Source organism: Polaromonas sp. CG_9.11 (genome assembly GCF_015752225.1).
GTDB lineage: Bacteria > Pseudomonadota > Gammaproteobacteria > Burkholderiales > Burkholderiaceae_C > Polaromonas.
The window spans coordinates 131552-145145 of the sequence record NZ_JADOVE010000004.1 but is presented as its reverse complement, the minus strand read 5'-3'; the positions used below and the strand labels follow the sequence as shown (position 1 = coordinate 145145).

General features: G+C 62.2%; 18 protein-coding genes. 8 read left to right on the top strand and 10 right to left on the bottom strand.

What is annotated here, in order from left to right:
* Nucleotides 1-11 precede the first annotated feature (11 nt).
* A complete protein-coding gene (gene xdhC / locus IWX85_RS05250; RefSeq protein WP_196868989.1) occupies nt 12-872 on the top strand; it encodes a xanthine dehydrogenase accessory protein XdhC in 861 nt (286 codons plus the stop codon).
* 115 nt (nt 873-987) lie between these two features.
* Here xdhC and IWX85_RS05245 read toward each other — a convergent pair whose 3' ends face one another.
* Complete coding sequence (locus tag IWX85_RS05245) at nt 988-1317, bottom strand: SMR family transporter (RefSeq protein ID WP_196868988.1); 330 nt, start codon at nt 1315-1317, stop codon at nt 988-990.
* Between the two features lie 90 nt (nt 1318-1407).
* Here IWX85_RS05245 and IWX85_RS05240 point away from each other — a divergent pair, with 90 nt between their 5' ends.
* Nucleotides 1408-2754 carry a glycerate kinase gene (locus tag IWX85_RS05240; protein WP_196868987.1) on the top strand — a complete coding sequence of 449 codons (1347 nt, stop codon included), beginning with the start codon at nt 1408-1410 and terminating at the stop codon, nt 2752-2754.
* On the opposite strand, the gene IWX85_RS05235 is transcribed toward IWX85_RS05240, so the two are convergent.
* Nucleotides 2723-3076, bottom strand: coding sequence for a hypothetical protein (locus tag IWX85_RS05235; protein WP_196868986.1), 354 nt, complete (start codon nt 3074-3076; stop codon nt 2723-2725). The genes IWX85_RS05240 and IWX85_RS05235 overlap by 32 nt on opposite strands.
* 150 nt (nt 3077-3226) lie before the next feature.
* Here IWX85_RS05235 and IWX85_RS05230 point away from each other — a divergent pair, with 150 nt between their 5' ends.
* A complete protein-coding gene (locus IWX85_RS05230; protein ID WP_036809502.1) occupies nt 3227-3460 on the top strand; it encodes a hypothetical protein in 234 nt (77 codons plus the stop codon).
* Nucleotides 3461-3552: 92 nt separating this feature from the next.
* Here the strand turns inward: IWX85_RS05230 and IWX85_RS05225 are convergent, their stop codons facing one another.
* The 3 genes from IWX85_RS05225 to IWX85_RS05215 all read right to left on the bottom strand — a co-directional run bounded on the left by IWX85_RS05225 (nt 3553) and on the right by IWX85_RS05215 (nt 6403).
* Nucleotides 3553-4515: a tripartite tricarboxylate transporter substrate binding protein gene (locus IWX85_RS05225; protein ID WP_036809505.1), complete on the bottom strand. Its 963-nt coding sequence runs from the start codon at nt 4513-4515 to the stop codon at nt 3553-3555.
* Nucleotides 4516-4660: 145 nt separating this feature from the next.
* The gene (locus IWX85_RS05220) at nt 4661-5098 is read right to left on the bottom strand and encodes a group III truncated hemoglobin (protein ID WP_196868985.1); all 438 of its coding nucleotides are present in this window, start codon (nt 5096-5098) and stop codon (nt 4661-4663) included.
* A 276-nt stretch (nt 5099-5374) separates the two neighbouring features.
* Nucleotides 5375-6403 carry a porin gene (locus tag IWX85_RS05215; RefSeq protein ID WP_196868984.1) on the bottom strand — a complete coding sequence of 343 codons (1029 nt, stop codon included), beginning with the start codon at nt 6401-6403 and terminating at the stop codon, nt 5375-5377.
* A gap of 221 nt (nt 6404-6624) precedes the next feature.
* On the opposite strand from IWX85_RS05215, the gene IWX85_RS05210 reads away from it, so the two are divergent.
* The 4 genes from IWX85_RS05210 (at nt 6625) to IWX85_RS05195 (ending at nt 9006) form a co-directional block, all read left to right on the top strand.
* On the top strand, nt 6625-7452 hold the full coding sequence (locus tag IWX85_RS05210; RefSeq protein ID WP_196868983.1) for a thermonuclease family protein: 828 nt from the start codon (nt 6625-6627) through the stop codon (nt 7450-7452).
* Nucleotides 7453-7668: 216 nt separating this feature from the next.
* Nucleotides 7669-7890: a BrnT family toxin gene (locus IWX85_RS05205; protein ID WP_370584218.1), complete on the top strand. Its 222-nt coding sequence runs from the start codon at nt 7669-7671 to the stop codon at nt 7888-7890.
* Between the two features lie 9 nt (nt 7891-7899).
* Nucleotides 7900-8205 (top strand): BrnA antitoxin family protein, encoded by a 306-nt coding sequence (locus IWX85_RS05200; RefSeq protein WP_196868982.1) that lies wholly within the window; start codon nt 7900-7902, stop codon nt 8203-8205.
* A gap of 636 nt (nt 8206-8841) precedes the next feature.
* Nucleotides 8842-9006 (top strand): MOFRL family protein, encoded by a 165-nt coding sequence (locus IWX85_RS05195; RefSeq protein ID WP_196868981.1) that lies wholly within the window; start codon nt 8842-8844, stop codon nt 9004-9006.
* A gap of 55 nt (nt 9007-9061) precedes the next feature.
* Here the strand turns inward: IWX85_RS05195 and IWX85_RS05190 are convergent, their stop codons facing one another.
* The 5 genes from IWX85_RS05190 to IWX85_RS05170 form a co-directional block, all read right to left on the bottom strand.
* Nucleotides 9062-9688 carry a hypothetical protein gene (locus tag IWX85_RS05190; protein ID WP_231379544.1) on the bottom strand — a complete coding sequence of 209 codons (627 nt, stop codon included), beginning with the start codon at nt 9686-9688 and terminating at the stop codon, nt 9062-9064.
* Nucleotides 9685-10326, bottom strand: coding sequence for an SCO family protein (locus IWX85_RS05185; protein ID WP_196868980.1), 642 nt, complete (start codon nt 10324-10326; stop codon nt 9685-9687). Before IWX85_RS05185 ends, IWX85_RS05190 begins: the two co-directional genes overlap by 4 nt.
* Before the next feature lie 66 nt (nt 10327-10392).
* Nucleotides 10393-10998, bottom strand: coding sequence for a cytochrome c (locus tag IWX85_RS05180; protein ID WP_196868979.1), 606 nt, complete (start codon nt 10996-10998; stop codon nt 10393-10395).
* A gap of 17 nt (nt 10999-11015) precedes the next feature.
* Nucleotides 11016-11639, bottom strand: coding sequence for a cbb3-type cytochrome c oxidase subunit II (locus tag IWX85_RS05175; protein ID WP_196868978.1), 624 nt, complete (start codon nt 11637-11639; stop codon nt 11016-11018).
* Nucleotides 11629-13281 carry a cbb3-type cytochrome c oxidase subunit I gene (locus tag IWX85_RS05170; protein ID WP_196868977.1) on the bottom strand — a complete coding sequence of 551 codons (1653 nt, stop codon included), beginning with the start codon at nt 13279-13281 and terminating at the stop codon, nt 11629-11631. The genes IWX85_RS05175 and IWX85_RS05170 overlap by 11 nt, the downstream gene beginning before the upstream one ends.
* Between IWX85_RS05170 and IWX85_RS05165 the strand changes: the two genes are divergently transcribed.
* Nucleotides 13265-13432, top strand: coding sequence for a hypothetical protein (locus tag IWX85_RS05165; protein ID WP_196868976.1), 168 nt, complete (start codon nt 13265-13267; stop codon nt 13430-13432). The genes IWX85_RS05170 and IWX85_RS05165 overlap by 17 nt on opposite strands.
* Nucleotides 13433-13594 lie beyond the last annotated feature (162 nt).

Below are 13594 nucleotides of genomic sequence, written 5' to 3'. Positions count from 1 at the left end.
ACGCTTCATTCATGATTCTCAGCCATTCCGTGCATTGTGACGAACACTTTTTTGCAGGGCTGGCCCAGCAGCCTGCAGTGCTGGTGCGGGTCGTGTCGACCCGGGGCTCGGTGCCGCGCGAAGCAGGCGCCTGGATGGGCGTGTTTGCCGATGCGGTGGTCGGCACGATTGGCGGCGGCCACCTGGAATTCGAGGCCATGGCGCGGGCGCGGACGCTGCTGGCGGCATCCAGCGAGTTCTCCGTCCCGGAAAACGCCGCTGCCCTGCGGCTGCGGTTCGCCCTTGGGCCTTCGCTGGGCCAGTGCTGCGGCGGCGTGGTGCAGCTGGCGTTTGAACGCGTCAGCGCCAGCGACCTGCCGGCGCTGGCGTCAACCCTGGCCAGCCCCTTGACACCGGTGGCGCTGTTCGGCGGCGGCCATGTCGGCCATGCGCTGGTCCGGGTGCTGGTGCCGCTGCCGTTCAGGCTCAGCTGGATCGACAGCCGCGACGGCGTTTTTCCGCAGGACCTGCCGGCGCGCGTGGTCTGCGAGCATTCCGAGCCGGTGCAGTCGGCCGTCTCCGGCCTGGCGCCGCAGTCGCGCGTGCTCGTCATGAGCTTCAGCCATGCCGAGGACCTGGAAATCGTCACCAGCTGCCTGTTGCGCCAGCGCGAGAAAGCCGACCTGCCGTTTGTCGGCCTGATTGGCAGCAAGACCAAGTGGGCGGCCTTTCGCCGCCGTCTGGAAGCGCGCGGCTTCAGCCCGGCCGAACTGGCGCACATCACCTGCCCGATCGGCGTTCCGGGCATCACGGGCAAGGAGCCTGAGGTGATTGCGGTGTCGGTGGCGGCGCAGTTGTTGCAGATGCCTGGCGGGCCTTCGGGCAGTGCATGACGGGTGTATGCTATGCAATTAATAGCTGCTTTGGTAAGCAACACCTGCCCGAAAGCACTGTTTGGTCATGAAAAACGCAAGCATTCGGCATGCCAGGCCTGCTGCCTTTGCGCCGTCACTGCGCCGCCGACTTTGACAACACGTTCAGCACCACGACGCTGGCAATCATCAGCCCCATGCCCAGCAGCCCGGGCAGGTCGATGGTCTGCCGGTAGACCATGAAGCTGGCAATGGTGATCAGCACCATGCCCAGCCCCGACCAGATGGCGCAGGCAATGCCCGTCGGCATGGACCGCTGGGTAATGCTCAAGAAATAAAAGGCAATGGCATCACCGGACACGGCCAGCGCCGAAGGCAGCCCGCGCGTGAAGCTGTCGCTGGCTTTCAAGACGGTGGTGGCGATCACTTCGGCAAACAATGGCAATGCCCGGGGCAAGACAAGCACCCATGCGCCGCGCTTTCAGAATGTTCAAAGAGAAACGACCATTTGAGGGGTGCGCTGCGCGGCACAATCCGGGCTGGAGGCACCCATTTCATGACCACACCATCGTTTCATTCGCTTTCCGACGTGCACGCCCAGCCGCGTCGGTTTCTCGACCACCTGTTCCAGGTCGCTGTCACCCGCGCCCTGCCGCTGGCCAACACTGCCCGGTTTTTGCCGGAGCCGCCCACCCCCGGGAGCGGCGGCCGCACCGTCGTGATCGGCGCGGGCAAGGCCGGCGGGGCGATGGCGCAGGCCGTTGAAGCGCACTGGCCGGCGGATGCGCCGCTCGAAGGCCTGGTCGTGACACGCTACCACCATGTGCCGCCGCGCCCCGACGGCGTGCCGCAGCGCATTGAAGTGGTGCAAGCGTCCCATCCCGTGCCCGACGAAGCCGGGCAGGCGGCGGCGCAGCGCATCCTGGCGATGGTCCAGGGCTTGACCGAAAACGACCTGGTGCTGTGCCTGATCTCGGGCGGCGGCTCGTCGCTGCTGACCCTGCCGGCCGAAGGCCTGAGCCTGCAGGAAAAGCAGGGCATCAACAAGGCATTGCTGAACAGCGGCGCCAATATCAGCGAGATGAACTGCGTTCGCAAGCACCTCTCGCGCATCAAGGGTGGCCGGCTGGCGGCCGCCTGCGCACCGGCGCGCGTCGTCACGCTGACCATCAGCGACGTGCCGGGTGACGACCCCTCGATCATTGCCAGCGGCCCGACCGTACCCGACGCCAGCAGTTGCGCCGAGGCCGTCGCCATCCTGCAGCGCTACGGTATCGCGGTGCCCGGCAACATCAGAGACCAGCTGGAGCAAGGCGCGTTGGAAACGCCCAAGCCCGGCGATGCGGTGTTTGACGGCCATGAAGTCCACCTGATTGCCACGCCGCAGCAAAGCCTGGAGGCGGCGGCCGAAGCCGCCCGGGCGTCCGGACTGGCCGCTTACATCCTGAGCGATGAAATGGAAGGCGAGTCGCGCGAAGTCGGCAAGGTGCATGCCGCGCTGGCCCGCGCCGTGGCCATGAAGAACCAGCCGTTTCAAAAACCCTGCGTGATTTTGAGCGGCGGTGAAACGACCGTCACCATCCGCAAGCAGCTGCCCGCCACCCCCCGGGGGCGCGGCGGGCGCGCCGGCGAGTTCTGCATGGGACTGGCGCTGGGCCTGCAGGGCCAGCCGGGCGTGTATGCGCTGGCGGCCGACACCGACGGCATTGACGGCGTTGAAGACAATGCCGGTGCGTTCGTCGCGCCCGACACCTTGGCGCGCGCGATGGCAACCGGCATGAAGCTGGACCAGTTCCTGGACCGCAACGACGCCTACGGCTACTTTGACCGGCTGGGTGACCTGGTTGTCAGCGGGCCGACCTACACCAATGTCAATGATTTCCGGGCGCTGTTGATTCTGTAATCCAACTGCGCATGGGCTGGTCGGCCATCCATCGCCCATGATGTGCCGGATCCTTGATCCGCTTGCCAAAGCGCGCCGTGTCCTCATGCGCCCTAGCGCCGAATTCGGCGGGCGTCAGCAGCGTGACTTCGCCATCCAGCCCGGCAATGCGTTCTTTGACGGCTTGGATGATCAGGATATTGTTGTGATCTCGCTGTCCAACCGGGTCGTGCATGAAATCTAGTTGGCCGTCGAGAAAATCCTGCAGGAAGGGCCCCCCGCCCCGGCAGGGCACATGCACCGAATGGGTCTGCGTCATGTCCCTGAGGACCTCGCCGGCCATCGCGCCGCCTGCGCCAGCTCATCATTAAGCTGTTTTCGGGGAAGCCCGCAACCGACAAAATCCAGCACGGCAGGATGGCTTTTCAGTGGTCCCCGATACGGACCTGACCAGGCATCTACCATTTTGGGTATCAACTGCAGGAGCCCCGCAATGAAACCCTGGTTAGCCGCCGCCTTGATCACCGCCCTGCTGGCCGGATGCGCCACAGCGCCGTCTGGCTCGAATGCCAACGCCAATCCCGATGGCAATACCGCTTATCCGGTCGTGACGCAGGACGCCAATGGCGTTCCGGTCGAAGTGGTGCCGCGCCGCGTGCCACGCGTTGGCTTGGGCATCGGCCTGGGAAGTTGGGGTAGCGGCGTGGGCATCGGCCTGGGCTTTTGAGTTGCCCTTGCAGGGCTCCGGGTTTTCACTTCGCGGCCGCCCATGAAAAAGGGACGGCCAGGCCGTCCCTTGGATGAAGCATGGGTTTAGGCTTATTCGATGGTCGCGCCCGAGGCCTGCACGATGCCCTTCCACTTCAGGTAGTCGGCCTTGAGCAGGGTGGAAAACTGCTCGGGCGTCATGCTCTGCGTCTCGGCGCCCTGGGCATTGATGGCGGCCTTGATGTCGGGCATGGATAGCAGCCTGTTGACCTCGGCGTTGACGGTGGCGACCATTTCCCTGGGCGTGCCGGCCGGCATGAACAGGCCATACCAGGTGCTCACATCGAAGTCCTTGAAACCCAGTTCGGCCACTGTGGGCACATCGGTCAGCGAGGTGCTGCGCCGTGCCGAGGTCACCGCCAGTGCGCGCAGCTTGCCGGCCTTGATCTGGCCCATGGCCGACGGCAGCGACGACACCATCAGGTCCACATTGCCGGCCAGCACGTCCATCATGGCGGGGTTGGAACCCTTGTAAGGAATATGGCGCAGCTTGATGCCGGCGGCGGTATTGAAGATTTCGCCAGCCAGGTGAATGGTGGTGCCGTTGCCGGGCGAGCCATAGGTGATCTGGTCGGGGGCGGCCTTGGCGGCCGCCACCACGTCGGCCAGCGTCTTGAAACGGGAGTTGATGCCGGTGACGATCACCACCGGCGTGTAGGCAACATGGGCCACCGCCACCAGGTCCTTGATCGGGTCATAGCTCAGGCTCTTGTACAGCCAGGGCGCCACCACCATGTTGTCTTTTTGGCCCATCACCATCTCGTAGCCGGTGGGCGCGGCCCGCGCGGCTTCGGCAATGCCGATGGTGCCGCCAGCGCCGCCCCGGTTGTCGGGAATCACCGTCCATTTGCTGACCTCGGTCAGCTTGTTGGCCACCAGCCGCGACAGGATGTCGGTGCCGCCGCCGGGCGGGAAGGGAACGATCATGCGGATGGGCTTGGCCGGGTAGGTCTGCGCCTGCGCGACTGTCAGGGCGCATGCAATCAGCAGGAAGGAAAATAGTTTGCGTAGCATCAAGGGTCTCGGTGAAGGGCTTGGGGATGGGCCGGCAGGGCTGGGCCGCTGAACTGCGCGCCCCGTGCTGCGGGCACGTCGTGGTTGCCAATTCTAGGACGCGCCCTCTTGGGCAGACCGTGGGATTTCCCTTGGCATGGTGATGTCAGGCTTCTTCTTTGGCGATGGCTGTCAAGCCGGCCGAGCGGCGGCCGGCAAGGGCAGACTCCGGCGTGTCCTGGCACATCCGGTAGCCGTACCACAGGCTGTGCGCAATGCGTTCGGCCAAGTCATTGGCCTTTGCGGCCAAACCCGGGTTCGGCAGCGCGCCCGTGGTTTGCCTGAACAGCCGGAGCCAGCGCTGGAACAGCTCGATGCTGAGCCCCGGCAGCGCCGCATGCTTGGGCATCGGCGATCCACGAAACCGGGCCGTTCCGCGCAGTGCCGATGACCAGAAATCCACCATTGTCGGCAGGTGCGCATTCCAGTCCTTCACATGACGCTCAAAGATCGGGCCCAGCACGTCATCGCGGCGCACCTCGTCGTAAAAACCGTGCACCAGCTGGACAATTTCATCTTCGCTGCATAGATCGGCGGCTGGCATGCTGTGTTCCTTTTCCCGGCAGGGCGGGGCTGCAAACATTGCGGCCTGTGTATGCCATAAGATGTATTTTAAATAAATCTTATGACTTGTGCGGGAAGTCCGGGCTTCTTGATGTCCGCTGCCGGCTGCAGGCTGGGCTTTCGCAGCGCTTGCAGGTGCCGGGCGTTTCCTGAGGGCCCGGGTGTCCAGCCGCCTGGCCGGTCGGGCCAGCGCGGCCGCAAACAAAAAAGAGGCATGCGAATGGCCTCGCATGCCTCCTGCGCATGGCCCGGTGGATCAGAAACGGTGGCGAATGCCGACGCCGACGCTGTTGCCGGTGGATTTGTTGGTGATGCGGTCGTTCATCAGGATGGCGTACGCATCGGTGCGCTTGGACAGGTTGTAGTCGTAGCCCAAGGTGGCGGTGGTGCGTTTCACGCCGGTCTGCGACAGTTTGGTGTTGACCATGTCCACCAGCACCTTGCCGGTGGGTCCGGCCGGGATGGACGCGCCGAGCTGCATGGTTTTGGCTTCATTGGTCGAGTTGTCGGCCCTTGAGCGGCCGTAGCTGGCAAAAGGCTTGACCACGCCGAAGTCATAGGCGCCGAGCAGCATCCAGTCCTTTTTGGTCGTGCCCAAATAGGCATAGGGAATGCCGGGGTTGCTGATCTGGTCGCGTTCGTAAAAGCCGGTCAGGGTCAGCGGCCCGCCGAAGTAAAAGAAATTGGCGCCGACGTTTTTCTTGCCGTTGTCGCCCGGCAGTTCGCCGAACTGGTACTGGAAGTTGGCCTGCAAGCCGCCGAACTTCGGCGTGGTGTAGGCAATCTGGTTGCTCCAGCCGGTGTCCGACGGCGTGGTGGCCGCCCAGCCCGTGCCGTTGAACAGCGGCACGTTCATGTGCAGGATCAGTGGCGAAAAGGTGAAGGAATCGCCGAGCGGGTTGCCCACGACCGAAGGCAGGAAGTTGGGCGCCATCCAGCGGCCCACCAGCACCGTGCCGAAGTCGCCCGACAGGCTGACATTCGCATCGCGCGAGAACAGCGGGTCGTTGGCAAAGCGGCCCTGCGCACCGGTGTCCGCCCTGAGAAAGGCGGTCAGTGCAAAGTTGGCCTTTAGGCCGCTGCCCAGGTCTTCCGACCCCTTGAGACCAAACCAGGAAGTGGTCAGGCCGCCGCTGTTGACGACCGACTGGCGACTGGCGTCGCCGGCCATTTTCAGGGAGCCGGCATACGCGTCCACGATGCCCGTGAACTGGACAGCGGTTTGCGCGTGGGCTCCGGCGGTGCACAGCAGTGCGGCGCCCAGGGCCATGATTTTTTGATGCATTGAAATTCCAGCAAAAGGTGAAAGCGCCGATCACTCGGCATCGGTAGGGACTATTCGCAAGGAATCTGGCGAATACGTGTCCATATGTTGTTGGAAGGCAAGGACTGTGCCCGGACTTGTTCCCGGTTGGCGCAGGTCAGAACCCAGGCGCCGGCAGGCGTCCTATGATCCCCACCCATCCACAAGGTCCCGATTTGAAAAACTTGACGAAATGCACACACATGCGAAATATTTTGGCCTGCGTATTTACCGGGGCGCTGCTTTTAGGCTGCGGCGGTGGGGATGGCGGCTCTGACGGTTGTTCGGGCGGCACTGCCAACTGCTTGCCGAACGACTCTAAATCGACGGGAAATACGGGCTTGGCCAGCGGCGCAACGGCATCCGAAACCCAGGGCACCACGCTGTGCGGCGTCGATGTCGGGAACAAACTTCTCGAAGGATTGGTGACCCAGGTGCACGATGGCGATACGGTCACGCTGGGCAGTGCTGCAAGCGCTTATCAAATCCGGCTGGACAGCATCGATGCGCCGGAGCTGGCGCAGCCGTTTGGCAGCTTGTCGCAAGCTGCCCTGGCCAAGGCCGTGCTGGGAAAATCTGTGAAAGTGGCTTACAGCAAGACTGACCAGTATGGCCGGATCGTGGGCGCGGTGTTCACCGACAGTTGCCAGTACGTCAACCTGGATCAGGTAGCAGTGGGCCTGGCATGGTTTTACAAGGCCTACCAATGCGAGATCAGCGAAGCGGCCAGAAATCAATTCATGCAGGCGCAAAACAAGGCCGTGCAGGAAAAAGCGGGCCTGTGGGCACAAACCGATCCCGAAGCGCCCTGGTTTTACCGCAACGGCTCCGAGCCCGTGACGCCGGTCTGCACCCGTGGCGTATCCGTCTGGTCGGCCAATTCCGCATTGACAAGCGTTGGCCCGACCACTCCGGCCAACAGCGCTGGCAACATCGGCAGCGCGGCGTCACCACAGACTTGCTATACAGGCCCTCGCGGCGGCACCTACACACTCACGGCATCAGGAAGCAAGAACTACGGCGGCTGCTGAACGCCATGTTCACAAATTCCCTTCCGCCGTGCCACCTGCGTCTTGAATACGCCAAGGCGCGCAGCCGCAATCGGCTGCTTAATTTTTTAGTCTTTTATGCCTCTTGCGCATGCAGTACCTTCGCAAGTAGCTATGTATTTAGTAGCTAAACGCTGGCAATGCCAAGGACTTTGGCGTGGTGCGATCTCTTTCCAAACATTTGCCAACAATTAATTGATGGTGATCGAATTCGACACCGGCAAACGCAAAAAGACACTGGCTGAACGCGGGCTGGACTTTTCTCGTGCTGACGAGGTATTTGCGGGCCCTGTGCTGAGCTGGGCGGATGAACGGCTTGACGATGGCAAGACGCGATGGATCACGTTTCGCCTGCTGGACAGCGCTTTGTGGTGCTGGTCTGGACACCGCGCGGCGCGGCTCGCCGCATCATTTTCATGAGGTGCACCAATGAACGCGAAATTGCCAAACACGCCCAAAGCCTGGGTTGATACCGATGACGCCCCTGAGCTGGACGAGGCGTTCTTTCTCAACGCCACGCCCTTGATGAATAACAAACCGGTGTCCCCCGCCCAGTACGCCAAGGCTGTGCGCCGTGGCCGTCCCGTGGGAACCACCAAGGACGCGGTGAAGGTGCCCACCACGATCCGGCTCTCGCCCGAAGTATCTGCAGCCTTTCGCGCCACGGGCCAGGGCTGGCAGACGCGCATTGACGCAGCGCTGAAAGACTGGCTGAAGGACCATTCGCCTGCGTAACCCGGGACAGTACTCCTTATCAAGGCGGTAACCCCGAAGGTACGGGCAGGGTTTCAACCCGGCCACGCCGATTGAAAAAAGGGTGCGCGTCCTGGAGCGCGAGCTGATCGCCATGTTGTGCAGCGAAGCCAAGTACCTGCAAACGCTCAAATAATTTTCCGCACCGGCGCGCCGCCTCTGGAAGGTGACGATGCGCGATGAAGAACATTTCGCGTTCAGCTTCAAGGGTAATGCGGCCATTTACCGCTATGGGGACGCGACGGCCTGCCTGGCGTTCGGTCTGCGCATGACTGAACAGTAGCTGGTAAAGGATTTGCGGCAGGTGCGCGACTATTTGCAGAAATACGATGCCATTTGGCGCCGGGTCCGCGCATCGACTTGAACAGCATTGCTTTGTCGCTGCTGGTGCACCTGAGCCTTCAAGAAGGGCGCCTGGCGAACGCCAAGCGCTAGGGTTTTCTGGCCAAAGACTACAAGGAAGAAACGCTGGCGGTGGTGGAAGCGGTTGCCGTGTCGGTGATGGCTGGCCGGGGTGATGACGGAAACCCGCTGGATGAGATTCCGCCTTGTACGGCTGATTGAATAGGGCGGTTCGACAGCGCCAGGGTTTTTATTTGTATCTGACCCTCATTAATCATGTCCCCCTATACCCTGCAAAGGGCGCTGACCGCCGGCATGAAGCTCGAAAACTACCTGGACCGCAACGACGCCCATGGTTATTTCCACCGGCTGGGCGACCTGGTCATCAGCGGCCCAACCTATGCCAGTGTCAACAATTTCAGGGCGCTGCTGATTTTGTAGGCGCCTTCAGATTGGTTTGGTTCGACGGGCAAGGCCAGGGGCGTTGCACCCGATCCTAAGCAGTCGGAACAACCGATTTTTGTATCAGGCTTCGAAACAACGCCGCCAGCCACGCCAGTGCAATGCCTGCCGCGATCCAGACCAGCAATTGCCCAAGCAGCACCTGGTCGTCCAGCAAATAGGCATTGCAGACGCGGGTCGGCGAGCTTTCGTACAGGGTGCCGGCAACGGCCATCATGGGCAGCACCTGGCCCAGAAAAAACCCCTGCACCAGCCACCCGGCGGGCCGCCATGACAGGCAAATGGCCGCGCCGCACGCCACCAGCGCTGTCATCTTTGCAAACTCCACCCCCGGATGGACCAGGGCCAGGTCAAGTACCCGCGGAATCATCAGCAGCGCCAGCACCACCGCCGTGCCGAACAAACCGGTCATTCCATGGGCATTCCAGCTGGAAACCGGCATGTGCCCGACCGGGGCACGTTTCGCCCGTGCTGCCGCCAGCCCGCCTGCCAGCAAGGCCCCGCACAGCATGAGCAACGGGTACTGCACCAGCATGTGCCCGACCATGCTGGATTCCAGAAAGTTTCGGGCGGGCAAAGATGCCAGAACAGCGAGCAAGCCCAGCGCTGCAGGCAGGCCGATCCGGACGATGCCACGCGGCAGAAGCGAAGGCAGACTCATGGCGAGCCGGCGGCTGCAAGAAACCGCGAATAGTCCAGTGCCAACTGGTGGTCGGCATAGTCGAAGATGCGCACCAGCCTGCCATGCGTATCAATCACCAGCAGTGCTGCATTGTGCTCAAAGTCGCCCTGGCCGCTGCCCACCACAATCACCTGAAAATCTGCCATCAAACCCGCCAGGTCTTTGGGTTCCGGGACACGAACCAGGCGCCAGATGGCTGCATCGGCATTCAGCCGGGCGGCATAGTCGGCCAGCGCCTGCTGATCATCGCGCTGGCTGTCAAAGCTGATCGTCAACAGTTGCACCCGGCGCGCTGCCATATCGGTTTGGCGTGCTGACTGCAGGCTGGCCTGCATTTGCTGGTAGGTGCTGCCCAATGCCAGGCACAGCGTCTGGCAGCGGGTGTAGACAAAGTCCAGAATCGTCACCGTCTGTCCGCCCGCCAGCATCTGGCGCAGTGGTTGCGGCGGGCCCGCAGGCCCCTGCACCTGAACCGCCGGCGTTGCAACCGGTTGCAGCGCCACTTCAAGACGGCGCGCGCCCTCTGCCGTCCAGACCTCGAAATCATGGGTCAGCCAGGCTGCGCAGGCATAACCCGCCAGTGCCAGGCCAGCGCTTGCAAGGGCGGTTTTAATCATGCTGTCCCGGTCTGCGATTGAACAAGCTCACAGGCGTTGACTGGCTGACTGGCTGGCTGCTGCGGCTCAACCGGGCTTGGCAATCAAGGCCTTGAGTTCGGCCCCCCCGGCAAAGGGCGCGGTGCGGGTGCTGGCCTTGCGTTCGGCTTCAAACAATTGTGGCGTGATGGGGCCGGCCTTGTTCGACCATCCCGACCGCACATAGGTGGCTACCGCTGCCAGTTCTGCATCGGACAGCTGCTTGAACGCAGGCATTGCTCCTTTGTAAGTGGCCCCCATCACTTCCATTTCCCCGTTCACGCCATGCAGCAGGATGTTGACGATGGTGCGCGCCTCGCCGATGACCCACTCCGAGCCGTCGAGCGGTGGAAATACGCCGGGCAGGCCCTTGCCGGTGGCCTGGTGGCAGGCCACGCAGTTGACCGCAAACACTTGTTTGCCATCGACCACCCCGGCAGCGCCGGGCGCGGGGCCGGACAGGTCGGCCAATGTGCGTTTGTCTCCCAGGGTAGAAGGCCCGTACGGGCCTGCCATGACGATATAGGCGGCCCCCCACAGCACATGGGCCAGCGCAAAAATCAAAAACAGCTTGGGGATGGGCTTGCTGCTTTCAGAAGGTTCGACGGTTTCGCGTTCCTGGGCACGGCGCTGCGATTCTTTGTCATTGAGCATGTTGGGAGCCTGGGCTTTCAGCTTGGGGGCTTGACACCGGGTGGTTGCGGATTGGGCGGCAGCACCGGATAGGTGTGGTTGAGCGCCTGCAGGTATCTCACCAGGTCCAGCGCCTCGGGCGAGGGCACCACCACCTGGCCAAAACCGGGCGCATAAGCCGGTGGAAGCACCACGACCTGTTCGCCTTCTTTTTCGGCTTCCCTAGCGTCTTTGACGGTAAACAGGTAAGGGTACGACGGCATGATCGAGCCCGGCGAATAGGCGCGCGGCTGGTACAAATGCCCCAGATGCCAGTCCTTGCTGGGCTGACGCGCGCCGATATTGAACAGGTCCGGGCCGGTGCGCATACTGCCCAGTTGATGGGGGCTGTCGTAGTAATAGTCGGCAGGCACCGCAGCCCGGCCCCAGCCCCGCTCCAGATCCGGGCCAAAGTTGCGGTCCCTGGGCTGCTGGCTGTGGCAATAGACGCAGCCGTTGGACACATACACGGCGCGTCCACGCAATTCGGCGGTGCTGTAGGCTTTGAGCGCCGGCGGCGGCTTCAGGTCGCGCACCTGCAGGTAAGGCATGACAACCAGGGCGGCGGTCGCCAGGCCCAGGGCCACCATGGCACCCGATGCCAGTTTGATTTCACTGTCCAAGTGCAGCTCCCGCGGTTTTGTTCATTGAAAACAGCGCAGCGCCCGTGCGATTGGGGCCAAAGCGCAGCGCCATCGCCAGAAAGTGGCCAACAAATATCAGGTGGGCCAGCACCATCAAGCTACCGCCCGCGCTGCGCGATTTGAGATAGGGCACGGTCAGCGTCACCGAGTCGATAAACGGTATCGCGCCGTCCAGCATGGCCAGCCCCTGCAGCCAGCCGCCAATGCTCAGGCCCACGAAATAGATCGTCACGCCCACCACCGACAGCCAGAAATGCAGCGTGATCAGCCGGGGATAGGGCCACTCCCAGTGCAGCACCCGGGGCATCATGAAATAGATGGCGCCGAACAGCACCATGGTGACAAACGCATAGGCACCCAGATGCGCATGGGCCACGGTGAAGTGGGTGAAATGGGTGATCTGGTTGACACTGCGCAATGCTTCAAGCGAGCCTTGAATCGACGAGGCCAGGTACATCGCTCCGCCGAACATCATGAACCGCAAGGTCGGTGAATAGCGTGCCAGGTGCATACGGCCTTTCATCGTCTGGCCAATGTTGATGCCAAAGGCAATCACCGGAATCACCATCATTCCGCTTTGCACAATCGACAGCGTGACCAGCCAGCCCGGCACCGGCCCACCAATCAAATGGTGGCCGCCCACCTGGCCGTAGAAGAACGCCAGCGTCCAAAAGCCCAGCAGCGACAGGTTGTAGGACCGGATCGGCCGGCCGATGATCTTGGGCAAGAAGTAGTAAATCGCGCCGACTGCCACCGGCGTGAACCACAGGCCCAGCACGTTGTGGCCATACCACCAGTTGGTGGTGGCCTGCTGCACGCCGGTGTGCACGCCAGGCATTTTTCCGACCAAAAACAGCACCGCGATCCAGAGCAGCGCGCCCACCATGTACCAGACGCTCACGTACAGGTGCTCGACCTTGCGGTTGGCCAGCGTGAACAGCAGCGGCAAGATGATCAATGCAAAGCCGACAAACATGAAAATCGCGATCTGCCAGGGAATTTCCAGGTATTCCATGCCGGCGGTCCAGCCGGTGGACGTTGCACCAATGCCACCGGCAATGCCCATGTTGAGCAGCGAGCCGCCCAGCATGACCCAGATCGCGCCTTGCAATCGGGTGCGCAGCAGGCGCGGCAGCAACCACACGATCACGCCCAGGGAAGCATTGGTGATCCAGCCGTACAGCACGGCAGACAGGTGGGCCGTTCGGATGCGGCCAAAGGTCAGCCATGCCTGGCTGGTCAGCCAGTCGGGCTCATGCAGCTTGATGGACGCAGTCAGGCCGGCCACAGAGCCCACCACCAGCCACAGACAGGCGAACGAGACAAACATGAACACCGGAAAGGCAGTGGAACGGTCCGACGTGATCCGGTCCTGCAACTCGGCCGGGTCGGCAACGTCGGTTTCTATGCCACCCTTTTTTACCGCCTGCTGCATTGATGTTTGCTCGCCTTGCGGCAGCGCAGGGTCATCGACCTGGCCGACCTCGCCGCGCGCAAAGATGACCGATGCATCAAGCGGATTTTCTTTGAGCAAACCCTTGCGCAGCGACCAGACAAACACAAACAACCCGAGGATGGACAGCAAAAAAGCGCCCAGCAGGCTCATGACAGCGCTGTCCATCATGCTTTCCCGACAAGGGCCGGCAGCCCGCTGGACACGGATGATCGGCGAAGGTGAAAAAAGCGATGAGCGTTCATCAAATCTCCGGCGGCCTGGCCGCGGCCAAGGCAAAAAAGGGTTTGTTGTTCTTGAAGAAGGTAACGTGGGTTGAAAAAAATACCAAATTGAATTTGGTAGCAAGATGTGCCGATATCTGTCGAGCTTGTGTATGAAAGCGCCAGTTGGGCATCTTTAGGAGATTTTTAACCAAGGTTTCCGAACACTTCCTGATGTATTTCGATGCAAACGATGGCTGCTTGCAGGGCGTCGGCGG